The sequence below is a fragment of the Streptomyces inhibens genome, from assembly GCF_022221585.1.
Lineage (GTDB): Bacteria > Actinomycetota > Actinomycetes > Streptomycetales > Streptomycetaceae > Streptomyces > Streptomyces inhibens.
In genome coordinates this window covers 3,285,768-3,311,619 of record NZ_CP084681.1, presented here as the reverse complement: position 1 = coordinate 3,311,619, position 25,852 = coordinate 3,285,768, and the positions used below count along the sequence as shown (strand labels likewise).

The following is a 25,852-nucleotide window of genomic DNA, read 5'->3' as shown; positions in this document are numbered from 1 at the left end:
CGCGCTACTCCCTTCTCCGGCGGGCATGGGCGAGCAGGATGGAGGCCAGCGACGGGACATGGCAGGCGGCCCGGTCCAGGGGGCGCAGCGGGCGCGGCACATCGTGGTACGGCGCACCGGCGATCCGTACGACCTCGAAGCCGGACGCCGCGAGGAAGCCGCGCAGTGCGCGGGCGGTGTAGAGGCGCAGATGGCCGACGACCTGGGTGCCGGGCCGGCCGTGGACCTGGCGCAGGCTCACCTCCGAGAAGACAGGCTGGACCCCGGCGAGCAGAAGTCCGCGGTTGTACCAGGCGGCGAGATTGGGGGTGGAGAGCATCAGATGACCACCGGGGCGCAGCACCCTGCGCAGCTCGTCCAGGGCGGCGTCGGGGTCGACGAGATGCTCGACGACCTCGCTGAAGAGCACGGCGTCGGCCGAGCCGGCCGCGAACGGCAGCCCGCCGTCGGTCAGTTCGCCGCGTACCGCACAGGGGATACGGGTCCGGGCGCGGCGCAGCGCGTCCTGCGACCAGTCGACGCCGACGAGGCGGTGACCCGCCAGGACCTCCGCCGCGGTGGCGGCCGCGGTGCCGTCGCCGCAGCCGATGTCCAAGATGGTGGCGGCCGGTGTCCCGGGGCGTACGGGCCCGAGGGCGCGTGCCAGCAGCCGCGCTTGCCGTCGGCTGCGGGCGGTGCCGGATGCCACCGGCACGGTGGGGTCCTCGTAGAAGTCCCGCAGTCCGGCCGGGTGTACGCCGGGCGCGGTGGCGGCAGGGGGCCGGGTCATCGGGCGTTTCCTTCGGTCGGGGGAGAGGGCGGGGGAGAGGGCGGGCGTGAGATCGGGGGAGAGACTGGGGGAGAGACCAGGGGCGGGAACAACGGCCCGCGGCCGCCCGGTGGTTCGGTCCAGGCGGTGGCGGCGAGGGAGGACGCGAACAGGGCGCCGAGCCGGGCGCCGGCCGGATCGTCCAGGAGGGCGTGCGACCAGCGCAGCGCGAGCTGGATCCGGCCGGCGACGGAGACGGTGGTGACGGTGAGGCCGCGCGGCATCCGGGCCGGCGCGGAGAACCACACCGCGGTCGGGCGGCCGGCGTCCCCGAAGTCCAGCGGGTAGGGGATCCGGCCGATGTTGGAGAGGAGCGTGGTGGAGGTCCAGGGCGCGGCGGCGGTACGCAGCGCACGGGTGAGCGCGCCGCGCAGCCCGACGGGCAGCAGGGGCACGGTCAACACCCGCCCGGAAAGGCCGAGTTGATGGCCGGGCGGCGCCGACTTGAGGGCGCGGGTACGGGCCGCCGTGCGCCGCAGCAGCCGGGCCACCGCATCCGGGTCCGGCGGATCGGCGGTGAGCAGCCCGGCATCCCGGCGCTCCTCGGGCCCGAAGCCGACCGAGAGCAGCCGGGTGCCGTTGCCGATGGGCATCTCGGTGCCGCGTGGCCGGTCGTCGACCGGCATGGTGACGACGACGGGAGCGGCGGTGCGGGCGCCACCCGTGCCGTTCGGGCCGTCGGGAAGGTCGTGCAGCCGGTTCCAGCGGGCCACCATCAGACAGGTGGCGACCAGGAGTTGATCGTTGACGGTGTACGGCGCCCGGCCGTCCGCACGCGGGGGACGGGCCGGAATCGGCAGCTCGACGATGAGCATGCCGTTGCCGTGCCGGCCGCTGTGCGGAGTGTGGCCGGGGTCGGCGGCGATACGGGCCGGGCGGGCGAAGCGCCCGCCGGTGCTCGGCAGGTCGCCGGCGGGCGGCCGCTCCGTACCGGGAACGGCGGCGCGCACGGGCGGGGGGCCCGGAGAGTTGTCGGCGCCGCCGTACAGCTCGGCGGCGGTGGCCAGCACCCGCAGGCAGGCCGGGCCGTCCAGTGCGGTGTGGTTGATGGTGAGCAGCAGCACGGTGCCGTCCGCCGCGCCCGGTTGCCCGATCACCTCCAGCCGTACGGGCGGCGAGGCGTCCAGCGGCGGACAGTCGGTGAGCGCGCGTTCCCTTGCGCGTACGAGGGCATCGGGACCGGGAGGCGGGAAGGCGACCGGCTCCACATCCGGCGCGGCGGTGAGCTCCCACTCGTAACGGCGGCGCCACCGGCGGACCGGCGCCTGGCGCATCAGGATGCGCGGGTGACGGGCGAGCGCCTGGTGGAACGCGGTGCGCAGCCGCGCCTGATCGACCCGGCCGGGCAGGTGCACCTCGATGTGGACGGTCTCCGGTTCGTCGTCCTGGAGGCAGTGCCGGGCGACTTCGTCGACGACGGGGAAGGGGAGGCGGGCGACGGCGGGTTCGAGGGTCCGCGCCCCCCCACCCCCGAACCCACCCCCCGCCCCCTCCCCCGAAGGGGGAGAGGGGGAGGGGGCGGGGGAGCCCTCGCCCGGGCCGCCGGGCGGCTCGTGCCGGGCCGGTTGCAGTGCGGTCATCGGGTGGTGTCCTCCCCGCTGTCGGTCGGCCGTACGGGGCCGGTCGGCCGGGGCCGGCGCCGGTTCGCCCAGTTCGGGCCGGCGCCCGGAGTCCGTCCCCGGGCGACGATCGGACGCCCGGCATCGGCCGCACGGCGGGCCGGGCTACCGGCCGGGCCCCCGGCCCGGGCCGTACCGCCGTCACCGTCCCGCACCCGGCGCGGAAGCGGCGGTGGCGCGGGTGCGGGCGCCGGCGCGAACGGGTCGGACCTGCCAGGCGGTTCGAACGACGGCGGCCCGCCCGGATCCCTGCCGGAACCGCCCGGATCCCTGCCCGAACCACCTGGATCCCGCCCCGAACCATCCGGACCCGCTCCCGGATCCGCTCCCGGACCCGCCACGGTCACCTGCCGCCGCGACGCCCGACCCGGCACCGTCACCACCGCCGCCGCCAGCGCCAGCAGCGCCAGGGCCTGCGCGGTCCCGCTGAAGGCGCCCTCATCGGCGGCGATCGGCTCGCCCGCCCCGAGGGCGGCGGTGACGCCGGCGCCCAGCATCGCCACCAGGGCGAGGGGGACCAGGAGCGGGGGCCGGAAGTGGGCGAGCAGGGCCAGCAGCGGCACGATCAGCGCGTACGGCCCGGCCGCCATGGCCACCACCGCGGTGAGGGCCAGCACGCCCAGGACCCACGAGGGTGCGGGCGGGGGCGGCGGGACGGCGGGCGGCGTGCGCGGGGTACGGCGGACCACGGCGGAGACGAGGAGGAGCAGCACGCCGAGTGCACCGCCGATCAGGCCCAGGTCGTAGGTGGTGGCCGGGGCGTAGGAGAGCTCGACGGTGCCGCCGGCGCCGGCCGGTACGAGGAAGGCCTGCTGCCAGCCGTCGATGCGCAGCGGGGTCAGCGGCCGGCCGTCGAGAGTGGCGTGCCAGCCGTCGTTGGCGTTCTCGTACATCTGGAGATACACGGCCCGGCCGGAGCCGATGGCGACCGTGCGGTGGTCCCCCGTCCAGTCGGTGGCGGTGACCTTGCGCACCGGGCCGCCGGAGCCCGAAGCCGCGCCGGAGCCGTTGGTACCTGCTCCCGCTCCGGAGCCGTCGGCACCTGCCCCCGCGCGGGAGCCGTCGGCACCCGCCCCGGCCGTCCCGCCGGCCGCCGTGTCCCCCCTGCTCAGCGTCACATCCGTCAGCGCCAGCGGCCCCTGGTCGCCCGCCTCCACCCGGTGGCGGCCGGAAGGCAGTTCCAGCCGTCCGTCACGGGCCTCGCCGGCGCACAGCTCGACGCTGATGGGGCGGCGTTCGGTCAGATCGCGGACGTACCCGGAGGCCTTGGTGGCGTGCAGTACGCCGTCGACGGCGAGCATCGGCCCCTGGCCGCAGCCGACGGAGAAGCGTTCGCCGGCGGCGGGCCGCGGTGTGCGGTAGGCGTCGAGCGCGGGGAGGTAGACCTCGCTGAGCCCGACGGGGAGTTGGAGGGGCTGGCCGGCGACCGGGTTGTGGATCGTCAGCGGTTTGACCTTGCTGATGGTGAGGTCGAGGCGGTCCGTGGTGATCGGATCGAAGCGGGCCTGGCCGTTCTCGTCGACGCCCGCGGTGGCCGCCCCGTCCGGTGAGTTGATCAGGATCTGCTCCGGCCGGGTGGAGATACCGCCGGCCGCGGCCAGCACGATCTGGTCGATCTTCTTCCTGCCCGGCCAGCGCAGATGCAGCGTCGGCCGGTCCCCGGCGATCCAGGCGGTGGTCAGATCGCCGTCGACGAGGTTGCGGGGGCTGAGCGACTGTCCGAAGCCGAAGCTGGTGGAGTCGGCGGTGGCGGTGATCCGGTCCTTCTGCTCCGGCGCGATACGGTCCAGCAGCCGGTCGAGTTCGGGGCCGGGGACGGCCAGCGCCTTTCCGGAGATCTTGTACGAGGCGTTGGCGCCGGTACGGAACTGGCGGTGCAGCCCGGACTCCGCGGAGACGGGGGACAGCCCGCCCGGGTCGCTGCCGCGGTGCAGCGAGAAGGTCTCGGCGGGTGTGTCGGAGCGCTGGGCGTCGGTGGGGAGTTGCAGCAGCCGGGTGACCTGGACGCCGGGGACGGAGATCTCGGCGAAGCCGGCGCCGGAGAGTCCGGCGCGCGGGGTCTGTGAGCCGAGGATCGTCACCTTCAGCCATGTCGCCGTTCCGGCCGGGGCCTTGACCTGCTGTTTCGTTCCGTCGGGGCGCAGTGTGTCCTCGGTGCTGCCGTGGTCGGTCTGCACGCGTACGGACGTCGGGGCGGCGCGCAGCCCGTCCCCGGGCAGCGGGGTGAGGGACAGCGAGGACGGGACGGCGGTGGGCCGGCCGAAGTCGATCTTGATCCACTGGCCCACGGGGTCGCCGGCGCTGCCTTCCGCCCAGGCGGTGTCCGGGTTGCCGTCGAAGGCGTTGACCGGGTCGTACTGCGGCAGATGGAAGAGCCAGTTGCCGCTGGTGGAGGCGGTCACCGAGGAGGCGCCGCGGAGCACGGCGGTGGTCTGGTGGCCGATACCGGAGGTCGGGAGGATCTGCCGGGGCGGCCGGCCGGGGTCCTGGACGCTGTCGGGGTGGTTCTTCTCGTCGGCCGTGTAGGTGTAGGACGTATTGCTGTTGACCAGCCCGAAGCGGGTGTCGGCGCGGCGCAGGCCGTCGGCGGTCAGCTGGAGCGGCGGGGTGCCGAGGCCGGGGTGGTTGTCGCCGGTCAGGACGGTGGGACGGTCGCGCAGGGTGGGGTCGGCGGACAGCTGGAGGAGGGCTTCGGGGCCGCCGCTGAGCTGTGCGGTGTCGGCGACCGCCCGGGCGGTGACCGGGCCGGGCTCGGGGGTGTCCTGCGGCCGGTAGATCTCGACGGAGCGCTGGCGCAGGTAGAGGCCCTGGATCTGCAGCGGGGCCTCGGCGGGGATCCTGCCGCCGGTGGTCAGCGGGCCGAAGGCCGCCGCCTTGCGGTAGCCGGACGCCTCCAGCGTGCGTTTGACGGTCTGCGGGGGGACATAGCCGATCTGGTCCGGGTCGAGATCGTTCCGTACGACCACCTCGTGGATGCCCGCCCGGCCCAAGTAGTCGCGCAGGCCCGGGACCTGGGCGCCGGTCAGCAGCGCCTGTTCGACGGCGTCCAGCGCGCGGCGGGCGCCCGGGGTGCCGAAGGGGACGAAGTCGCGCTGCGCCCAGGGGGATTCGGCGAGCACATCGAGGGGTTCGTCGATGGGGGAGCCCCAGGTGTAGATGCCGTGGGCGGTGGCGGGGACGATCAGGGCGCGGCTGTGCGGGGTGTGGTGCTTGAGCCAGCTCGCCGTCTGCTCCCAGTAGGTGGGCAGCTTGGTGAAGGCGCCGGGCTGGAGGACGGTGCCGGTCAGGAACGGCAGGGCGAGCGCGGGAAGGACGAGCAGCGCGGTCAGCAGGGGGAGGTGGCGGCGGGCCGGGATCCGGCGGGTGCCACGGCGTTCGGAGACCAGCCCCAGGAGATGCGCGAGGCCGAGGGTGAGCGCCAGGGCCAGGCCCGGGGTGAACTTGTAGATGTTGCGGAACGGGCGCAGCCAGCCGTTCAGCCAGTCCTGCCACAGCCCGTGCACCGGCCCGCCGAGCGCGCCGCCGTAGCCGGCCAGCGCGATCAGCGCCACGGTCAGCACGGTCAGCAGCAGCCAGCGCCGCTCGGGCAGATCGCGGCGGGCCAGACCGGCCAGGCCGAGCGCCGCGGCCAGCGCCGAGCCGAGCACCGCGAAGGTGTTGGCGGTCATGGTCCAGCCGGCCGGCAGCCAGGGTTCGCCGAAGCGGAGGTAGCCGACCCAGTTGCCGGCGCCGCGCAGCAGTTCGGTGGCGGACATGGTGCCGGTGGTGGTGTCGGCCTGCTCGATGAACGGCATGAAGTTCTCGCCGTGGATGCCCAGCAGGAGCAGCGGCACCACCCACCAGGCGGTGGCCAGGACGACGCCGGGCAGCCACCAGGCGAGCAGGGTGCGCCGGCGTGGTCCCGTACGGGAGAGCAGATACAGGCCGGCGGGCAGCAGCGAGGCCAGCGTCGAGGCCGCGTTGACGCCGCCCATGAAGGGGATCAGCAGCGCCGAGCGGGTGGCCGCGATACGGGCGCCGGCCCGCGGGCCGGTCAGCGGCAGCAGGACCCAGGGCAGCAGCGCGCCGGGGAGGGCCGCGGCGGAGGTGGAGCCGATGACGATGGTGAAGGTCGGCCACAGGGCGTAACAGGCGGCCGCCAGGAGCCGGGCCGGCGGGGTGCCGAAGCGCAGCCGTTCGGCCAGCCGTAACGCGCCCCAGAACGCGGCCGTGACGATCAGCGACATCCACAGCCGCTCGGCCAGCCAGACCGGCACCTGCAGCAGGTCGGTCAGCCCGTAATACGGCAGGGTCGGGAACGCATAGCCGAAGTACTGGTCGGCGATGCCGCCGAAGCCCGCCCGGTCGTGCCACAGCTGCCCGAGGTCGCCGAGGAACTTCCACGGGTCGGTGGTGACCCCCAGCTTGGTCTCGAACGTCATCCTGCCCGGTGCGGGCGCGAGAAAGCCGGTCAGGGCGAGCGCCCAGAACGCGAGCAGCCAGCGCCTGCGCCGGGGTGGGCCGGGCGGCGGGGCGGGGGACGGCGTCGGCCTGCCGCCGGCGTCGGGTGATCCCGGGGACGGGGAGGGCCTCAGGGTCTGGGTCATGGCAACCGCCGGAGGATGAGGAGGAGGTTCCAGGTCGCGACCTCCCGGACGCCCGGGAGGCGGGGGATGGCCTCGGCGAGGAACGGCGCATAGCGGGAGCGGGCGGTGACGATCGTGACGTCGTCACGGGCCCGGACCTGCCGCAGGGTGCGGCCGATGTGCACGGCGAAGAGGTTGACGCCCAGGGTGTGCTTGGCCGCCCTGCCGGTACGCCGCCGATAGCGGGCCCGGGCCCGCTCGGCCCCCAAGTAGTGCCAAGGCGCGGTCTCATGGCCGCCCCAGGGTGAGAACCAGTTGGTGAAGGCGACGTAGATCAGCCCACCGGGGCGGGTGACCCGGACCATTTCGCTGAGGAAGGTCTGCGGGTCGGCGACATGCTCCAGGACGTTGGAGGAGAAGCAGATGTCGGCGGCGCCGTCGGCGAGCGGCAGCAGATAGCCGTCGGCGACCACCGCGCCCTCGGGGACATCGCCGTGGGCGGTCAGCTCCGCCGTATCGGGCTCGAAGAGGTAGCCGTGCGCGCCGCGGCGCCGGAACTCCGTGGTGAAGTGCCCGGCGCCGCCGCCGACATCGGCGACCACCGCGCCCTTCAGCGGTATATGGCGTTCGACCTGGTCGGCGGCGTCGCGGGCGAGCAGCCGGTAGCAGTGTTCGGGCTCGGTCTGCTCGCGCAGAAAGGCGCGGAAGAGGGCATAGGACCTGCGCAGCGAAGGGTCGCGCACCGGGGCCTCACCGCCTGGGGAGCGTATCGAGGAAGGCTTCCGCGGCGACCGCCCGGAAGCTGCGGACGGTATGGCTCCATCTGAAGCGGGCGGCGCGTTGTTCCGCGGCGATGCCCAGTGCTTCACGGCGCCGGGCGCTGAGCGCCAGGGTGCACCAGTGCGCGGCGAACGAGCTCTCGCCGCGGGCCAGCAGGCCGGTGACCCCGTCCTCGACGGAGTCGCGCAGCCCCGGGATGTCGAAGCCGACGGTGGGGGTGCGGCGGGCTGCGGCCTCCATCACCACCAGGCCCCAGCCCTCGACGAGCGAGGGGTGCAGCAACAGCCAGGCGGAGCACAGGAGTTCATGTTTGCACCGCTCGGAGACATGGCCGGTGAAGGTGACATCGGGGCCGGCCGTCGCGGCCAGCCGCGCCCGTTCGGGGCCGTCGCCGACGATCACCAGCCGGCCGCCGGTCACCGGGCGGACCCGCTCCCACAGCCGCAGCAGCAGATCGATGCGCTTGTACTCGACGAGCCGGCCCATGGCCAGGAACAGTGGCTCCGGCGCCTTGGGGACCAGCGGTCCCGGCTCCTCCACGCCGTTGTGGACCAGGCGGATCCGGCCCTGGTCCACGCCGAGGCCGCGCAGCGCGGACGCGGTCGAGCCGGAGACCGCGACCATCAGATTGCGGCGGTGGGTACCGGCCAGCGCCCAGTGCTCCAGACGGCGGCCGAGCCGGGCGGCGGGTGCGGGGTAGCGCAGTTGCCACAGATCCGTATGGACGTGGTTGACCAGGCACAGCGTCGGCCCGCGATGCCACAACGGCGCGAGATACGGCATGCCGTTGCAGACCTCGACCAGCAGATCGCAGTCGCCGACCCTGCGGGCCAACTGGCGGGGTGCGCGCAGGAAATGACCGGCGTCGCCGCCCGCGGAGACCACGCGGTAGCCACGGTCGGCCGCGGGGCCGCCGCACAGCAGGGTGACCTGGTGGCCGTGCGCGGTGAGCCCCTCGGCGATCCGGTCCACCAGCAGCTCGGAGCCGCCGGCGGCGGGGTTGCCCAGATCGCGGCGGGCTAGGAAGACGATACGGCGGGGGAGCGGGGGCGCGCCGGCGGCCGGGGGACCCGAGGCCGATGGCGTGGGTGGGGCGACCGGTGCCGGTGGTGCCAGGGGCGGGGACGGACGTACGTGCTGGGGCATGTGCGATCCAACTCGTCTCAGGGTGCGGTACCAGCGGTGGGGGTCGTACTGCGTGCTGAGTCGTGCTGAGTCGTGCGGGGCCGTGCTGCATCATGCGGTGGTGCGGTGGTGCGGTGGTGCGGTGGTGCGGTGGTGCGGTGGTGCGGTGGTGCTGTGTGGTGCGGCTGCTCACCAGTGGTGTTGCTGCGCTGCGGTAAAGCGGAATTGTGCCGACCGGAAGGCCGGTCGTCTGCGTGTGGGGTGGATAGTTTTCGCTGCCCCGTTCGCCGCGGCTACTCACCGGGATGACAAAATCCGGGCCGATTCTTGCTGACGGTTCATCACTTCACTCAGGGCCGGCCGCCCGCCGCCCGCGCATCACCCACACCATTCCGGCGAGCGCGAGCACCCCGCCCGCCGCCGCGGCCCCCACCGGCAAGGTCCGCCCGACCAGCGCCAGCCTGTCGCTGTCCGTCCGCGCCAGCCGCACCTGCGCCCGCTGCGTCGCGGGCGTGAACTGCAATCCCTCGCCGCGCAGCAGCGTCACCGCATCGCGCCGGGCACCCGGTGCGCGCAGCGTCTTGTGCGGCGAGATCGAGGCATTGATGATCCGGCCGGTGCGCTGTTCGACGACCAGCTCGATACCGGAGTTGGCGTACCACTCCTCGGCCTGGATCTGGCCCTGCCCCGGCCGTCCGACCAGCCGCCCGGGGACCTGCCGGCTGCCGGTCCTGGTGGGCGGCACGGTCCCGGTGAAGCGATAGCCCGGATACCCCTGAATCTTCTTCGTGCCGGCGAAGCGGAGCGGGACGGCCGCACCCAGCGTGTTGTCCCACCAGCGATAGATCTTCTTCTCCACATCGAAGGGGAATTTGAGGTACGCATCGCCGTCGAAACGGGTCGGCGCCTCCTCGCAGCAGTGCACCGGAGCATTGCTGCGCCGGTCGGTGACCCAGCGCTCGACGGTCCACTGGAACGCCTTGCGCGGATCCTTCAGGGCGAGCGTCTGCGGGGTGTCGACCGTGGTGGAGACGTCCCATACGGCCCGCCCGTTCTTCTCGCTCGCCGCGACATCGCCCAGCACATGCCGGGTGATGGTGATCTTCTGCCGGTCCCTGGTCCTCAGCGCCCCGGTGTCGAAGTAGCTGCCGGTGCCGGTGAAGACGGTGGTGACATCGACATCGACCGGGGTGACCTTGGCCCGCGGCTCGACGTACCAGGCCAGCAGGGGCGCCAGGACCAGCAGAAAGACGCCGAGACCGAGCACGGCCAGCGACAGCGGCGAGGCGGTGCGGGCGGTGGTGGCGCCGGCGGGGGGAGCGGCAGGGGGTGTGTCGGGCTTGCCGGAATCAGGCATACGAGCACTCCTGGAAGCGGTGAGGGGAACACGCTCTGGTGCACGTGCGGCGTCGCGATGCGCCATGGGCCGGGAACGTAAGCGAACTCTTGACAGGGCGTCAATGCCCTTCCACACTCGGCAGGCACCAGAACTGAAGCAGTGCCGCGCTGTGGGACGCGGCACCGAGCCGGCCGTCGATCCGTACGCCCCGGGGCCGTGCCGTGTGCCGTCACCAACCTCGACGGAGACCGGCGATGGTCTCCGGCATCGACGAAGGGCTCGCCGCGCCATGCACCGAACGCTTGCCGCCGCACTGACCGCGCTGGCCGCCGCCGTATTGGCCGTAGGCGTCGCGCTGGGCATCGTCGCGGCGCTGGACGCCACCCCGAAGCAGCCGAATGTGCCGCTGGTGACCTTCGACCGGACCGGTGAGTAGGCGGGCCGGGCGTGCCGAGGAGGGCCGGATCGTGCTGAGGAGGTCCGGGTCATGGTGACCGCCGTCCGCTCGGCCTGGCGGGAGGTCCCGCCGTACCAGGTACGGCAGTTCGCCGCCCTGGCGCTGGACGAGGTGCCCGCCCTGGCCCAGGACATCCTGCGCGAGATCCGCCACGAATACCCCCAACTGCCGCTGGTCCCCGACGAGTTCGGTGAGCCGCGGGCGCTGGTCGGCATCCGGCAGTCGCTGGAGCACTTCGTCGCGCACATGACCTCCGGGCTCGACGGTCCGCATGTCCACCCACGGGTCTTCCAGGAGTTCGGCCGCGGCGAGGGCATGCAGGGGCGCAGCCTGGACGCACTGCAGGCCATCTACCGGCTGGGCGTACGGCTGGCCTGGCGGCGGCTGGCCGAGATCGGCCAGCAGGTCGCCATCCCGGCGCCCGCGATGTACGAGCTCGCCGAGTCCGGCTTCGAGTACCTGGACGGGCTGGTCGCCGAATCCGTACGCGGCTACGCCGAGGCCGCCGCCCGCCAGGCCGGTGAGCGGCTGCGGCTGCAACGCCGCCTGATGGAGCAGCTGTTCGCGAGCCCCGGCAAACGGCCGCGCAGAAGCGGCGCCGGGGCGGCGGACGGGGCGGGCGGGGTGCCGCCGGCGCTCGCCGAGCGCGCCGCCCGGATCGGCTGGCCGCTGCCCGAGCGCGTCGCCGTCGCGGTCCTGCTGCGGCCGGCCCGCGAGGCGGTGGCGCCCGCCGTGGCCCCGGACGTCCTGCTGGACATGGAGTGCGAACGGCCGCGGATGGTGGTGCCGGAGCCGGACGCCCCCGGGCGGCGCGAGCTGTTGGGCCGTGCGGCGGCCGGCTGGTCGGGCGCGATCGGCCCCGCCGTACCGCTGCTGGACGCCGCGAAATCGCTGCGCTGGGCCGGGGCCGCGGTCGATCTGACGGAGCGCGGACTGCTGCCCGCCGGCGAGCTGCTGCAGTGCACCGAGCACACCGAGGCGCTGGTCCTGCTGCCGCCCGAGGAGCTGATCGACGACCTCACCCGACGCCGTCTCGCGCCCCTGGACAGCTGTGGTCCCACCCACGGGCGGCGGCTCGCGGAGACCCTGCTCGCCTGGCTGGAGACCCGCGGCGGCGCCCCCGAGATCGCCGCCCGGCTCGGCGTCCATCCGCAGACCGTGCGCTACCGGCTGCGCCAGATACGGGAGTTATGGGGCGGGGAGATGGACGACCCGGACCGCCGCTTCGAACTGGAGCTGGTGTTACGGGCCAGGAGGCTGCGCGGGGAGCTCAGCTGACCCCGCCGGACTCCGCCGCCCGGCGCTCGACGAACGCTTCCATCCCGTCCAGGAGACGGGCCAGCCCGAACTCGAACAGCGACTGCAGATTCACCACGTCCTCGTCGTGCCCCGCCATCCCCCCGTACATGGGGTAGGAGCCCGAGGTGAGGATGCCCTCGAACTGCGGCTCCATGGACGCCATCCACTGGTTCTGGTCCATACCGGTCTCCTGCTCGGCCTCCAGATCGTCCTCGAAGCCGGCGGCGGTGGCCCGGACATGGTTCAGCAGCGTGATGGCCATATGGATCAGCGTCACCGGATCCATCCCCTCGACCCGCGCCATGGTCCACTCGATCAGCGCCATCGCCCGCGGCATCGGCTGCGGCCGGGTGATCGACAGATAGTGCGCAAGCCATGGATGCCGCTGGTAGAGCTCCCATTGCAGCCGGGCGCCCGCCTCCATCCGGTCGCGCCGGCCGTCCGGCGCCGGATCGGGCAGTCGGACGTCCGAGAACGCGGCGTCCGCCATCAGCATCACCAGCTCGTCCTTGTTGGCCACATGACGGTAGAGCGCCATCGAGGACACCCCGAACTCGGCGGCGACCCGGCGCATCGACAGCGCCCGCAGCCCCTCGGCGTCGGCAACCTTGATCCCGGCCCGTACGACGCGCTCGCGGCTCAGCCCGCTGTCCGTCTCGCGCGGCCGCCGCTCACGCGCCGGTTCGGAGCGCGCGGTCCGGTGCGACGGCGTCCCCGCGTCCGGCCGGGGCTCGGCGACCACCGTGCCCACGCCCGGTACGGCCCGTACGAGACCCTCCTGACGCAGCGTCGTGAGCACCTTGGTGGCGGTCGCCATCGCCACCTGCCACTCCTGGGTGATCCGCCGGGTCGACGGCACACGGTCGCCCGGCACCAGCTCACCGGCGTCGATCCGGCGCCGGATCTCGTCGACGATCCGGCGGTAGGGGGGTAGGGCGGACTGCTCCACGGGATGGCCTCCGTACTAGTGCACTAGGGGAATTCGCTAGCGGTGAGGGTAGCAGTGTGGCGCTCACCAGGGCCTTGCACTAGGTAGGTGCACTAGTGTGATGCACGCCCAACTCCTCAGTCCCGCCATATGTTTGCACCATAAGCTTGAGGTGCTTACCGTGTCACCCATGTCGTTTACTACGTACACACCTCAGCCGCCGGCCGGCCGCCGGGAGTGGACCGCCCTCGGCGTCCTCCTGCTGCCCTGCCTTCTGGTCTCGATGGACGTCTCGGTGCTCTACTTCGCGGTGCCGTTCCTGACCGCGGAGCTCGAACCCAGCAGCGTCCAGCAACTGTGGATCCTGGACGTCTACGGCTTTGTGCTCGCCGGCCTGCTGATCACCATGGGTTCGCTCGGCGACCGCATCGGCCGCCGCAAGCTGCTGCTGTCCGGCGCACTGCTCTTCGGCCTCGCCTCGGGGCTCGCCGCGTACGCCCGGAGCGCCGAAATGCTGATCGCCGCACGGGCGTTGCTCGGCATCGGCGGCGCGACCCTGATGCCGTCCACCCTCGCGCTGATCCGCAACCTCTTCCACGACGCCAAGCAGCGCGGCAAGGCGGTCGCGATCTGGTCGGCGGCGATGATGGGCGGGATCGCGGTCGGCCCGGTGCTCAGCGGTGCGCTGCTGGAGCACTTCTGGTGGGGCTCGGTATTCCTCATCAATGCGCCGGCGATGGTGCTGCTGCTGGTCTGCGGGCCCCTGCTGCTGCCGGAGTTCAAGAACCCGGCGGCCGGGCGCTTCGACCTGCCCGGCTCGGTGCTGTCATTGCTCGCGATGCTGCCGATGGTCTACGGCATCAAGGAGATCGCCCGCAACGGGGTGGCGGTGCTGCCCGTCGTCGCGCTCGTGGCCGGCCTGCTGGCCGCCGCGGCCTTCGTCCACCGCCAGCGCACCGCCCGCCACCCGATGCTCGACCTGGAACTGTTCCGGCACCGCGGGTACAGCGTCTCGGTGCTGATGAACCTGCTGGCGATGTTCGCGATCGTCGGCTGCGCGGTGTTCTTCACCCAGTACCTGCAGTCCGTACGGGGCATGAGCCCCATGGAGGCGGCGCTGTGGAATCTGCTGCCGACCCTCGCGGTGGGCGGGATGGCGCCGGCCGCCACTGCGCTCGCCCAGCGGATGGACCGTGCGTACGTCATCGCCATGGGGTTCGTCATCGCGGCCGGCGGCTTCGTCTGGCTGTCCTGGCTGGAGCCGGGTTCGGCCCTGTGGTTCGTGCTGGTCGGTTCGTCGGTGTACGCCTCGGGCCTGGTGATGGTGATGTCGCTCGGCAACGAACTGGCCATCGGTGTCGCGCCGCCCGAGCGGGCGGGCTCCGCCTCGGCCCTGCTGGAGTCCGGCACCGAACTGGGCGGCGCGCTGGGCATGGCGATCCTGGGCAGTATCGGGAGCGCGATCTACCGCGGTCACATGGACGACGCACTGCCCGCCGGGCTTCCGGCGGGGGCGGCCGACGCGGCGCGGGAGACCCTTGCGGGCGCCGTCGCGGTGGCCGGCGAACTCCCGGGCCGGGCCGGCGAGGCGCTGCTGACCGCGGCCCGGACGGCCTTCACCGACGGGCTACAGGCGGCGGTGCTGGGCGCTGCCGGGGTGATGGTCTGCGCCGCGGTCCTGGCGGTGGCCCTGCTACGAGGCCTGCACACCAAGGGAGTTGAGGGCGAGACGGGCACTACCGGGGCGGCCGGCGTCACCGGGGCGGCAGGCGTCACCGGGGCAGCCGACGCTGCCGGGGTGGCCGGCGGTCGGCAGGCCGCCGTCGTACCGGCCGGAACGGATCCGGCCGGTACGCCCGCCGGTTAGAGGGCGCACCCGGAGCATCCGGGGCGTCCGGAGCGTCCGGGGCGTCCGGGGCGTCCGGGGCGTCCGGGGCATCAACTGAAGTCGAACTCGCCGGTGCGGGTCCGCTTCAGCTCGAAGAACTTGTCGTATCCGGCGAGGAGGCGGGCGCCGTCGAAGACCCGCACCGCGTCCTCGCCGCGCGGGATCGCCATCAGCACCGGCCCGAAGAACGCCACCCCGTCGACATGGATCGTGGGGGTGCCGACCTCCTCGCCGACCGGGTCCATGCCCTCGTGGTGGCTCTTGCGCAGCGCGTCGTCGTACGCCTCGCTCCCGGCGGCACGGGCCAGCTCGGCCGGCAGCCCGACCTCCGCGAGCGCCTCCTCGATGACGGTGGCGGTGTCCTCGCGGCCGTCGTTGTGGATGCGGGTGCCGAGCGCGGTGTACAGGTCGCGCAGCACTTCCTCGCCGTGCTCCTGGGCGGCCGCGATGCACACCCGTACCGGGCCCCAGCCCGCGTCCAGCAGCTCGCGGTACTTCTTGGGAAGATCCGCGCGGCCCTCGTTCAGCACGGACAGACTCATCACCCTGAAGCGCAGATCCAGGTCACGGTGGCGCTCGACCTCCAGGATCCAGCGGGAGGAGATCCAGGCGAACGGGCAGATGGGGTCGAAGTAGAAGTCGACGGTGTGGCGGGTGGTGCTCGGGTTCGTCATACGGCCGAGATTAGAGCGCCACCGGACCAGCCGACCGGGACACCTGCCCACGATGATCCTGGGCCAATTGCCCTCCGCGCCCGGACCCACCCGGCCCCACCCGGCCCCACCCGGCCCCACCCGGACGCGACCGGGCGAGGCCGGGCGCGGAGTGGCCTCGCCCGAACCAACCCGGCCTCGCCCGAACCAACCCGGGCCCGCCCGGCCTCGCCCGAACCAACCCGGGCCCGCCCGGCCTCGCCCGAACCCGCCCGTCTCACTCGGGTGCGACGCCCAGCATCCGCTGCAGCAGCTCCTTGAGCAGTGTGCGCTCGGCGACCGTCAGCCGGCCGAGGGGCTCGCGCGCGAAATCGAGCGAGGTGCGCAGCGCCTCGGCCGTGCGCGTGCCCTCGGTGGTCGGGGCGGCGAGCTTGACGCGGCGGTCGGCCGGATCGGGGCGGCGCTCGACCAGACCGCGGGACTCCAGACGGTCCACGATGCCGGTGATGTTCGACGGCTCGCACTTCAGCCGCTGGGCGACCTTGCGCATGGGCAGCGGCTCGGCGGACAGCAGGCTGAGCACCCGGGCCTGCGCGCCGGTGAGGGAGTGCTCGGCCGCGGCGTGGTCGTACTCCTCGTAGTAACGGGCGACGACATCGCCGATGAGCTCGACGACCTCGACGGTCAAGGGGTCTGCACGCGGTGTCATACACACCAGGATACCCAATTGCTTGACAACATGAAATATCGAGGGGCATCATTGTTTCAGTACCTGAAACATTAGGAAGGACCGCGCTCATGTCCGCACTGCCCACGACCGGCCGCGAATGGCACCTCATCGCCCGCCCGCACGGCTGGCCCACCCCGGAAGACTTCGCGCTGCGCGAGGCCGCGGTGCCCGAGGTCGGCGAGGGCCAGATCCTGGTCCGCACGAAGCACTTCTCCGTCGACCCGTATATGCGCGGCCGGATGAACGATGTGAAGTCCTACGTCCCGCCCTTCCAGCTCGACCAGCCGATGGACGGCGGCGCGGTGGGCGAGGTCATCGCCTCGCGCGACGACTCCATCGCCGTCGGCGACCACGTACTCCACGGCCTCGGCTGGCGTGAGTACGCGGTCCTGGACGCCAAGCGCGCCGCCAAGGTGGACCCGTCGCTGGCGCCGCTCACCGCCTACCTCGGCGTGCTGGGCATGCCGGGTCTGACCGCGTACGCGGGTCTGCTGGAGGTGGCGTCCTTCAAGGAGGGTGACGCCGTCTTCGTGTCCGGCGCGGCCGGCGCGGTGGGCAGCGAGGTCGGTCAGATCGCCAAGCTCAAGGGCGCCTCCCGGGTCATCGGCTCGGCCGGCTCCGACGAGAAGGTCAAGCTCCTGGTCGAGGAGTACGGCTTCGACGCCGCCTTCAACTACAAGAACGGCGATGTCACCAAGCAGCTCAAGGAGGCCGCGCCGGAGGGCATCGACGTCTACTTCGACAACGTCGGCGGCGACCACCTCGAGGCGGCCATCAGCTCCCTCAACGTCCATGGCCGGGCGGCCATATGCGGCATGATCTCGATGTACAACGCCACGGAGCCGAGCCCGGCGCCGCGCAACCTCGCGATGGTGATCGGCAAGCGGCTGCGTCTGGAGGGCCTGCTGGTCAGCGACCACGCCGCGCTGCAGCCGCAGTTCGTCGAGGAGGTCTCCGCCTGGATCCGCTCCGGCGAGCTCAAGTACAGCGAGACCAAGGTGCCGGGCATCGAGAACGGCGTCGAGGCCTTCCTCGGCCTGCTGCGCGGCGAGAACACCGGAAAGATGATCGTCAGCCTCGACGCCTGAGGCCCCGAGGCTTGACGGCGAGCTTGAACGATTCCGGCGACAAGCCTGACCGATGGGTGCGGGGTGGGGGGAGGCGGGGGAGTGACGGGGAGGCGAAGGACTCTGCCTCCCCGTCACTCCCTCTCTCTGCCCCTGCCCCCGCCCCCACCCACCCCTTGTGCAGGCCCGTTAGGCTCAGCGGCAAGCCGTCGCGATCCGTGGGCGCGAGTCGCGGCGAACCACAGGAGGATTTGGTATGTCCATCCAGACTGTCGACGTCGTCTACACCGCCGTCGCCACCGCTGAGAACGGCCGTGACGGCCGCGTCGCCAGCGACGACGGCAAGCTCGACGTCGTCGTCAACCCGCCCAAGGAGCAGGGCGGTAGTGGCGCCGGCACCAACCCCGAGCAGCTCTTCGCGGCGGGCTACAGCGCCTGCTTCCAGGGCGCGCTCAGCGTCGTCGCCCGCCGGGAGAACGCCGATGTCACCGGCTCCCGGGTGACCGCCAAGGTCGGCATCGGCAAGACCCCGGACGGTGCCTTCGGCCTCACGGTCGAGATCTCCGCCTCGATCCCCAATGTGGACGCGGCCACCGCCAAGGACCTCGTGGAGAAGGCGCACCAGGTCTGCCCGTACTCCCACGCCACTCGTGGCAACATCGAGGTCAAGTTGAACGTCGCCTGAGACGCGGCCGACCGCACAGTCCGAGCCGAGGGCCGTACCCCACCGGGGTGCGGCCCTCGGCCGTTGTGTGCCGGCCGGGCACCGGAGGGACGGCCACCGGGGGGCCGGCCGTCGGAGCCGAACCGGCCCGATGTGACAGAGGCAACATTCACGGCACCTTGACGCACCACCCGTGTAATCGATTTCGTAGCCCCCACGAATTCCCCGCGAAATCGATTACACGTCGATCATGCGAAGCCGGTCCCAGACACGGTGAGCGATCGCATCGCACGGACAGGACGGCAACGGCGCCATGGCGAACATCAAGGATGTGGCAGAGCGGGCAGGGGTCTCCGTCGCCACGGTCTCCCGGGTCCTCAACGGCCACAGCCCGGTCGCCGAGACCCGTGACCGGGTGCTCGCCGCCGTACGGGAGCTGGGCTACCGCCCCAACAACGTCGCCCGCGCGCTGCGCACCGCACGGACCGGTGCGCTCGGCCTGATCATCAGCGATCTCACCAACCCCTTCTTCACCGAACTGGCCGACGCCGTCGAGGACGAGGCCCGCAGCCTCGGCTACAGCCTGGTCATCGGCAACGCCGGCGAGCGCCCCGCGCAGCAGGACGACTACATCCGCACCCTGCTCGACCGCCGGATCGACGGCCTGCTGGTCAGTTCGGCCGGCACCGGCTCGGCGATGCTCAGCGAGGTCGTCGCCTCCGGCACCCCGCTGGTCCTGCTGGACCGCACCGTGCCCGGCGTCGACGCCCCCTGCGTACGCGCCGACGGCCGCGCCGCGCTCACCGAGCTCGCCGCCCATCTCGCCGCCCTCGGCCGCCGCCGGCCCGCGATCATCGTCGCCCCGGCCGGCACCCCCACCGGCGACGAGCGCCTCGACCTCTTCCGTACGGCGCTGGCCGCACACGGCATCGCGCTGCCCGACGAGCGGGTCGGCGCCACCCCCGACCTCCAGCACACCGGCGGCCGACGGGTGATGAGCGACTTCCTCGACCTCGCCGAGCCGCCGGACGCGGTGCTGGCCACCGACAACCTGATGGCGCTGGGCGCGATGGACGAACTCCGCGCGCGCGGGCTGCGGGTCCCCGACGACATGGCGCTGGTGGTCTACGACGACGTGCCGTGGTTCACGCACACCGATCCACCGCTGACCGCCATCGCCCAGCCCACCCGCGAACTGGGCCGGGCCGCCGTACACACCCTGCTGGCGCGGATCGAGGGCCGGCCCGCCGACCCGGTGCTGCTGCCGGCCCGGCTCGTCACCCGCCGCTCCTGCGGCGAACCGCCCACCGGCTGAACGAGCCGTCCCGGCGGCCCGGCCCGCCCGGCGGTCCCGGCCGGCCCGCCACCCGGGCAAGCCATCGGATCAGGCCACCGGCGGCGACCGTCACTGAAGCCCGTCACCCGACGACAGCTACTCACGACAGCTACTCACGACAGCTACTCACGACAGCTACTCACGACAGCGACCAAGACCGTCACCCAAGACAGCCACCACAGGAAGTCACCCGACGAAGAGAGGGGCAGCGCATGACCGGCGTCAACGACGACGTACCGGGCGGCCGCGAACTGCTGCGCGTGGAGGGGGTGACAAAGTCGTTCCCGGGCGTCCGCGCCCTGGACGGCGTGGACCTGACCCTGCGCACCGGCGAGGTGCACGTCCTGCTCGGCGAGAACGGCGCGGGCAAGAGCACCCTCATCAAGATGCTCTCCGGCGCCCACCGCCCCGACGACGGCCGCATCCTCGTCGCCGGCGGACCGGACGGCGCGCACGACGGCCCGCGCGAGGTGCACATCCGCTCGGCGCAGGACGCCGAACGGCTCGGCATCGCCACCATCTACCAGGAGTTCAACCTCGTCCCCGGGCTGACCGTGGCCGAGAACATCTTCCTCGGCCGGCAGCCGCGCACCGCACTCGGCCTGATCGACAAGAAGACGATGCGGGCCCGGGCCGCCGAACTGCTCCGGCGCGTACGCCTGGACGTGTCCCCGAACACGCCGGTTGCCGAACTGGGCATCGCCCGCCTACAGATGGTCGAGATCGCCAAGGCGCTCAGCCTGGACGCGCGCGTCCTGATCATGGACGAGCCGACCGCGGTCCTCACCTCCGAGGAGGTCGAGACCCTCTTCGGGATCGTCCGCGAGCTGCGCGACACCGGCGTCGGCATCATCTTCATCACCCACCACCTGGAGGAGATCGGCGCGCTCGGCGACCGGGTCACCGTGCTGCGCGACGGCCGCTCCGTCCAGGAGGTGCCGGCCTCGACGGACGAGGACGAGCTGATCCGCCTCATGGTGGGCCGGGACATCGCCGAGCAGTACCCGCGGCAGCGCCCCGACGAGCCGGGCGCGCCCCTGCTGCGCGTCCGCGGTCTGACCCGCAACGGTGCGAAGGCCGGGCCGGTCTTCGAGGGCATCGACTTCGAGGTGCGGGCCGGTGAGGTCGTGGGCCTGGCCGGACTGGTCGGCGCGGGCCGTACCGAGGTCGTCCGGGCCATCTTCGGCGTGGACCGCTATGACGCCGGCACGGTCGAGATCGACGGCACCCAGCTGGCGCGCGGCGATGTCCGCGCCGCCATGCGGGCCGGGCTCGGCCTCGTACCGGAGGACCGCAAGGGCCAGGGCCTGGTCCTGGACGCGTCCCTCCAGGACAACCTCACCCTCGCCCGCCTCGACCGCGACACCCGGGGCGGGCTGGTGGACCGGGGCGCCCAGCGGCGTGAAGCGGCCGCCGTCGCCGGGCAGTTGAAGGTGCGGATGAGCGGTCTCGCGCAGCCCGCCCGTACGCTCTCCGGCGGCAATCAGCAGAAGATCGTCATCGGCAAGTGGCTGCTGGCGGACACCAAGCTGCTGATCCTCGACGAGCCGACGCGCGGAATCGACGTCGGCGCGAAAGTCGAGATCTACCAGCTGATCAACGAACTGACGGCGTCGGGCCGGGCGGTCCTGATGATCTCCAGCGATCTGCCCGAGGTGCTCGGTATGAGCGACCGGGTGCTGGTGATGTCGCAGGGCCGGCTGGCCGGTGAGCTGTCGGCCGAAGAGGCCACCCAGGACGCCGTGATGGAGCTCGCGCTCCAGTCCCCGAACGGCGCCGCTGAGGGCTCGAAGAACAAGAACGAGAGCGCGATGGAGGGCTCCGATGTCCACTGAGGTGAAGACGGGAGCCGCCGCCGAGGCGGTGGGACGGGCCCCGGACCGGGACGGCCTCGGGCCGTGGTTCTCCCGGGCGGTCCTCAAGAACGGCCCGCTGGGCGGCCTGATCGCCCTGGTCGTGGTGATGGCGGTGCTCTCCAAGGACTTCCTCAACGGCCAGAACCTTCTCAATGTCGGCGTCCAGGCCTCGGTCACCGCGATCCTCGCCTTCGGCGTCACCTTCGTGATCGTCTCGGCCGGTATCGATCTGTCGGTCGGCTCGGTCGCCGCGCTCTCCGCCACCGTCGTCGCCTGGGCGGCCACCGCCGAGGGCCTGCCCGTCTGGATCGCGGTGCTGCTCGGCCTCGCGGTCGGCGTGGCGGCCGGACTGGTCTCCGGCGCCCTGGTCGCCTACGGCAGACTGCCCGCCTTCATCGCCACGTTGGCGATGCTGTCGATAGGCCGCGGCCTGGCCCTGGTCATCTCCGGCGGCTCGCCGATCGCCTTCCCGGGCTCGGTCAGCAGCCTCGGTGACACCCTCGGAGGCTGGCTGCCGGTGCCCGTCCTCGTCATGATCGCGATGGGGTTGATCGCCGCGCTGATCCTGGCCCGTACGTACGCCGGACGCGCGATGTTCGCGATCGGCGGCAACGAGGAGGCGGCCCGCCTCTCCGGCATCAACGTGCGGCGCCGCAAGCTGGTCATCTACGCGCTGTCCGGTCTGTTCGCCGCGGTCGCCGGTATCGTCCTCGCGGCCCGGCTCACCTCCGCCCAGCCGCAGGCCGCCAGCGGCTACGAACTGGACGCCATCGCCGCCGTCGTCATCGGCGGGGCCAGCCTCTCCGGCGGCTCCGGCAAGGCGTCCGGCACCCTCATCGGCGCGCTGATCCTCGCCGTACTGCGCAACGGCCTCAACCTGCTGAGCGTCTCGGCGTTCTGGCAGCAGGTGGCCACCGGACTGGTCATCGCGCTGGCGGTGCTCCTGGACACGCTGCGCCGCCGGAGCGCGCGATGAAGGCCCGGGGGAACGTCCGGAGGAGCGTCGTCCGGGGGAACGTCGTCCGGGGGAACGCCCGGAGGAATGCGCGGGGGAGCGTCTGGAGGACCGCCCGGAGGACCGCCCGGATCAAGGTGTCGCTGGCGGCCGGGCTGGCCGCGACCGTCGCCCTCGGTCTGGCCGGCTGCGACCGCGGCGGCAACACCGACCTGGGGCTCGCGCTGTCCACGATGAACAATCCGTTCTTCGTCGGCATCAAGGAAGGCGCACAGGCCGAGGCGGACGCCCGCGGCCTGCACATCAACATCACCGACGCGCAGAACGACCCCACCCAGCAGATCAACCAGATGGAGACGTTCACCAGCCAGAACGTCAAGGCGGCCATCATCAACCCGGTCGACTCCGACGCCGCCGTCCCGGCCGTCGGTGTCGTCAACCGGGCGAAGGTGCCGGTCATCTCCATCGACCGCGGCGTCAACGGCGGGAAGGTCGGCTCGACCATCGCCTCCGACAATGTCGCCGGCGGCCGGCTCGCCGCCAAGACGCTGGCCGAATCGCTCGGCGGCAAGGGCAAGGTGGCCTTCCTCGAGGGCCAGCCCGGCACCTCCGCCGCCCGTGAACGCGGCAAGGGTTTCGAAGAGGGCATCAAGAAGTACCCCGGTATCCAGGTCGTCGCCCGCCAGCCCGCGGACTTCGACCGCACCAAGGGCATGGATGTGATGTCCAACATGCTGCAGGCGCACCGCGATATCGCCGGGGTGTTCGCCGCCAACGACGAGATGGCGCTCGGTGCGTCCAAGGCGCTGGGCGCCCGCTCCGGCAAGGACGTCAAGGTGGTGGGGTTCGACGGCACACCGGACGGCGTCAAGGCGGTCCGCAACAAAACCCTCACCGCCACCGTCGCCCAGCAGCCGAAACTCCTCGGCAAGCAGGCCGTGGACTGGGCGCTGAAGGCCGCTCACGGTGAGAAGCTTCCGCAGTCGGTCAAGGTGCCGGTGGTGCTGGTGACGGCGGAGAACGCCGCGAAGTTCGACGACTGAGCGCGCGGCCCGGCCCTGGAGCCGGGCCGCGGGGCAATGACAGATGAGAAGAAGTGGGAGAGCGGTGCATGTATGACGTCCTGGTGGTCGGCTCGGCCAACGCGGATCTGACGGTACGGGTCGAACGGCGGCCCGGCGCGGGCGAGACCGTGCGCGGCACGGACCTGGTCGAATCGGCCGGCGGTAAGGGCGCCAACCAGGCGGCCGCCGCGGCCCGGATCGGCGGGCGCACCGCGCTGCTGGCACGGGTCGGCGGCGATGCGTACGGCGAACTGCTGCTGGGCGCCCAGCGCGAGGCGGGCACCGATGTCACGCCCGTCATCGTGGACGGGGCGGCTCGCACCGGCACCGCGATGATCATCGTCGACCCGGACGGCGACAACAGCATCGTGGTCTCGCCCGGCGCCAACGCCGCCCTCACCCCGCAGGATGTGGCCGGGGCGAAGGACGTCATCGCCGCCTCCTCGGTGGTCTCCCTTCAGCTGGAGATCCCCATGGAGTCCGTACGAGCCGCCGCCACGGCCGCCGAGCAGGCCGGGACCCGCGTGGTGTTCAACCCCTCGCCGGCTCCCGAGGCGGCCCTGGCACCCGAACTCCTCGCCGTGGCCGACCCGTTGGTGGTCAACGAGCACGAGGCCCGGGAGCTCTCCGGCCGCGCCGACGGCACCCCCGCCGAGTGGGCGCAGGCTCTGCGTGACCAGGGCGCCCGCTCGGTCGTGGTCACCCTCGGCGGGGACGGCGCGCTGGTCCTGGACGCCTCCGGGGTGAGTGAGGTCCCCGGCGTACGCGTGAAGGCCGTGGACACCACCGGCGCCGGCGATGCCTTCACCGGCGCCCTCGCCACCCGCCTGGCCCGCGGCGATGCGCTCCCCGAGGCGGCGCGCTTCGCCGTACGGGTCGGCGCGGCGGCCGTCACCAAGCCGGGCGCCCAGCCGTCCTACCCGACCCGGGCCGAGCTGGAGGCGCTGGCGCCCGAGCAGGGCTGAGGGCTGAGATCCAACTGCCCGCCTGGGCGAGGGAGTCGGTGACGAGGACGACCGCCCGCGCGGCCGGTCCGGGCGGTATCTCGTAATGGGTGGTGGACTTGGGGCCCAGGGTGCTCAGATGGGTGCCCGGGGCGATCCGGTCCGCCTCCACTACGGGCGTCGGGCTGTTGGCCGCGACGATCACCACATCCCGGTCCGGCACCGCCCTCGCCGGGTCGAGCCACTCGCGGACCTCGGCATCGCCGAGCGGTCCGGGAGACAGGGATGGGGACGGGGTGTGCGGCGGCACGCGGGTCGTCACTGCTCGGCCAGCTCCTTCGCGGCGTACAGCGCATGGTCCGAGCCGGTCGCCAGCGCCCAGTAGCGGTCGCCGTAGGACCAGTGCCACCACTCCGTCGGGTAGTTGACCAGACCGGACGCGGCCAGTGCGGCGGCCAGCACCCGTCGGTTGGCGCGGGCGGCGGGCGGCAGCCCCGGAGCGCTCGTGTAGCAGGCGCCGTCGCTCTCCTCCGGGGAGGCATTGATCGGTGTCCCCATGTCGACATCTGCGCCGTCCGCGGTGACGAGCGTGAGATCCACCGCGCCACCCGCACTGTGCGGTGCGATCTCCGGCGGCGAGACATAACGGCTGGCGGCCTGATGGATACGCGCCCCGTCCCACTCGGGGAACCCGGCGCGCAGCTCGTCCGCATACTCCTCGAAGTAGCGGCGCTGCAGCCCCGGCGGGCGGTAGCCCTCGACGAACTGCAGCCGCAGCCCGTCCGGCAGCGCCTCCTGCGCCGCCAGCAGCCGCCGCAGCAGCCCCTCGCGCAGATACGCGAACGCGCCCTGCTCGTCGTGCCGGTCCGCGGCCACCAGGAGCGTGGGCGCCGCGGTCCGTACGTCCACCAGCGGCTCACCGCACTCCTTGACGGGGATCGCCGCCACCGCCGGATCCGACATCAGCGTGATCCGGTCCCGGGCATCGCTCAGCACCAGCTCCGCCCCGTCGCCCGGCACCGGCTCCGTCCACTCGGCGGCCGCCGCCACCCGCTCGCCGGACGGCAGCCAGACGCCGCTGAGGCCGCAGGCCGGGCCGGGGCTGCCGACCTCCGTGCCATTGGCGAGCAGTACCTGCAGTCCGTTGTCCCGGGCCAGCCCGGCATACCGCGCCACGCCCTCGGCCGAGTCATGGAAGGAGCTGGCGAGATACACCCGGCAGCCGTCCGCCGCGGCCCGAGCCGGAACGTCGGGAAAGCTGTTGTCGTAACAGGTGGCGAGCGCGAACCGGATGCCGCCCAGGGTGAAGCGGCCGTCGGTGGCGCCCGGCGCGAAGATCTCGCTCTCCTGATCGGTCAGGTGCATCTTGTCGTAGCGGGTGAGCAGCGCGCCGTCCGGCCCGTAGACGAACGAGGCGATGGTCGGCCGGGCCCCGGCCTCGGGGGCCCGGCCCGCGGCGTTCACGACCGCCGCGACCCCACTCGCCCGGCACGCCTCCCGTACGGGGGCCAGCCGGGCATCGTCGGGCAGGACCAGCAGCCCCGCCGGATCAGCGACTATCAGACGCAGGTCGTAGTGCGTCAGGGCGAGTTCGGAGAACACCACCAGACCGGCGCCACGCCCGGCGGCCTCGGTGATGAGTGCGGCCATCCGCGCGGCGTTGGCTTCGATATCGCCCGGTACGGACGTGAACTGTGCGGCAGCAATGAGCATTCGCCCATGATGCCTGGCGCCCACCCGACGCGGGCGGCCCTGTGGATAACCGCCCTGCCGCG

General features: G+C 72.7%; 18 protein-coding genes and 1 pseudogene. 9 read left to right on the top strand and 10 right to left on the bottom strand.

Annotated elements, in window-relative coordinates; genetic code table 11:
- Positions 1–4: 4 nt before the first annotated feature.
- The 6 genes from KI385_RS15250 to pgfA all read right to left on the bottom strand — a co-directional run bounded on the left by KI385_RS15250 (position 5) and on the right by pgfA (position 10,254).
- Complete coding sequence (locus tag KI385_RS15250; RefSeq protein ID WP_238572759.1) at positions 5–769, bottom strand: class I SAM-dependent methyltransferase; 765 nt, start codon at positions 767–769, stop codon at positions 5–7.
- Positions 766–2,388, bottom strand: coding sequence for a condensation protein (locus KI385_RS15245; RefSeq protein WP_238572758.1), 1,623 nt, complete (start codon positions 2,386–2,388; stop codon positions 766–768). The genes KI385_RS15250 and KI385_RS15245 overlap by 4 nt, the downstream gene beginning before the upstream one ends.
- A complete protein-coding gene (locus tag KI385_RS15240) occupies positions 2,385–7,013 on the bottom strand; it encodes an alpha-(1->3)-arabinofuranosyltransferase domain-containing protein (RefSeq protein WP_238572757.1) in 4,629 nt (1,542 codons plus the stop codon). Before KI385_RS15240 ends, KI385_RS15245 begins: the two co-directional genes overlap by 4 nt.
- Positions 7,010–7,735: a class I SAM-dependent methyltransferase gene (locus KI385_RS15235; protein ID WP_238572756.1), complete on the bottom strand. Its 726-nt coding sequence runs from the start codon at positions 7,733–7,735 to the stop codon at positions 7,010–7,012. Before KI385_RS15235 ends, KI385_RS15240 begins: the two co-directional genes overlap by 4 nt.
- 7 nt (positions 7,736–7,742) lie before the next feature.
- Entirely contained in the window at positions 7,743–8,918 is a 1,176-nt protein-coding gene (locus KI385_RS15230) for a glycosyltransferase family 4 protein (protein WP_238572755.1), read from the bottom strand.
- A 325-nt stretch (positions 8,919–9,243) separates the two neighbouring features.
- Positions 9,244–10,254, bottom strand: coding sequence for a cell envelope lipid trafficking protein PgfA (gene pgfA / locus KI385_RS15225; RefSeq protein WP_238572754.1), 1,011 nt, complete (start codon positions 10,252–10,254; stop codon positions 9,244–9,246).
- Between the two features lie 271 nt (positions 10,255–10,525).
- Between pgfA and KI385_RS15220 the strand changes: the two genes are divergently transcribed.
- Both KI385_RS15220 and KI385_RS15215 read left to right on the top strand, forming a co-directional pair.
- Positions 10,526–10,672 (top strand): hypothetical protein, encoded by a 147-nt coding sequence (locus tag KI385_RS15220; RefSeq protein WP_238572753.1) that lies wholly within the window; start codon positions 10,526–10,528, stop codon positions 10,670–10,672.
- Between the two features lie 51 nt (positions 10,673–10,723).
- Positions 10,724–11,971: a PucR-like N-terminal domain-containing protein gene (locus KI385_RS15215; RefSeq protein WP_238572752.1), complete on the top strand. Its 1,248-nt coding sequence runs from the start codon at positions 10,724–10,726 to the stop codon at positions 11,969–11,971.
- On the opposite strand, the gene KI385_RS15210 is transcribed toward KI385_RS15215, so the two are convergent.
- Entirely contained in the window at positions 11,964–12,941 is a 978-nt protein-coding gene (locus KI385_RS15210) for a GntR family transcriptional regulator (protein WP_238572751.1), read from the bottom strand. The two genes, KI385_RS15215 and KI385_RS15210, sit on opposite strands and share 8 nt — an antisense overlap.
- A gap of 169 nt (positions 12,942–13,110) precedes the next feature.
- Here KI385_RS15210 and KI385_RS15205 point away from each other — a divergent pair, with 169 nt between their 5' ends.
- Positions 13,111–14,787: an MFS transporter gene (locus tag KI385_RS15205; protein ID WP_238572750.1), complete on the top strand. Its 1,677-nt coding sequence runs from the start codon at positions 13,111–13,113 to the stop codon at positions 14,785–14,787.
- A gap of 71 nt (positions 14,788–14,858) precedes the next feature.
- Here the strand turns inward: KI385_RS15205 and KI385_RS15200 are convergent, their stop codons facing one another.
- Together KI385_RS15200 and KI385_RS15195 are read right to left on the bottom strand one after the other, a co-directional pair.
- Positions 14,859–15,482: a mycothiol-dependent nitroreductase Rv2466c family protein gene (locus KI385_RS15200; protein ID WP_238572749.1), complete on the bottom strand. Its 624-nt coding sequence runs from the start codon at positions 15,480–15,482 to the stop codon at positions 14,859–14,861.
- A gap of 256 nt (positions 15,483–15,738) precedes the next feature.
- On the bottom strand, positions 15,739–16,170 hold the full coding sequence (locus tag KI385_RS15195) for a MarR family winged helix-turn-helix transcriptional regulator (RefSeq protein WP_238572748.1): 432 nt from the start codon (positions 16,168–16,170) through the stop codon (positions 15,739–15,741).
- An 89-nt stretch (positions 16,171–16,259) separates the two neighbouring features.
- Between KI385_RS15195 and KI385_RS15190 the strand changes: the two genes are divergently transcribed.
- The 6 genes and pseudogenes from KI385_RS15190 (at position 16,260) to KI385_RS15165 (ending at position 24,098) form a co-directional block, all read left to right on the top strand.
- Positions 16,260–17,279, top strand: coding sequence for an NADP-dependent oxidoreductase (locus tag KI385_RS15190; protein WP_238572747.1), 1,020 nt, complete (start codon positions 16,260–16,262; stop codon positions 17,277–17,279).
- A 235-nt stretch (positions 17,280–17,514) separates the two neighbouring features.
- Entirely contained in the window at positions 17,515–17,943 is a 429-nt protein-coding gene (locus KI385_RS15185; RefSeq protein WP_238572746.1) for an organic hydroperoxide resistance protein, read from the top strand.
- 292 nt (positions 17,944–18,235) lie between these two features.
- Positions 18,236–19,237 carry a LacI family DNA-binding transcriptional regulator gene (locus KI385_RS15180; protein ID WP_238572745.1) on the top strand — a complete coding sequence of 334 codons (1,002 nt, stop codon included), beginning with the start codon at positions 18,236–18,238 and terminating at the stop codon, positions 19,235–19,237.
- A 233-nt stretch (positions 19,238–19,470) separates the two neighbouring features.
- Entirely contained in the window at positions 19,471–21,093 is a 1,623-nt protein-coding gene (locus tag KI385_RS15175) for a sugar ABC transporter ATP-binding protein (protein ID WP_238572744.1), read from the top strand.
- Between the two features lie 127 nt (positions 21,094–21,220).
- Positions 21,221–23,112: pseudogene (locus KI385_RS44595) on the top strand (ABC transporter permease/substrate-binding protein).
- Between the two features lie 68 nt (positions 23,113–23,180).
- Positions 23,181–24,098 carry a ribokinase gene (locus KI385_RS15165; RefSeq protein ID WP_238572743.1) on the top strand — a complete coding sequence of 306 codons (918 nt, stop codon included), beginning with the start codon at positions 23,181–23,183 and terminating at the stop codon, positions 24,096–24,098.
- A gap of 297 nt (positions 24,099–24,395) precedes the next feature.
- On the opposite strand, the gene KI385_RS15160 is transcribed toward KI385_RS15165, so the two are convergent.
- Positions 24,396–25,790 carry a nitrilase-related carbon-nitrogen hydrolase gene (locus tag KI385_RS15160; RefSeq protein ID WP_238572742.1) on the bottom strand — a complete coding sequence of 465 codons (1,395 nt, stop codon included), beginning with the start codon at positions 25,788–25,790 and terminating at the stop codon, positions 24,396–24,398.
- Positions 25,791–25,852 lie beyond the last annotated feature (62 nt).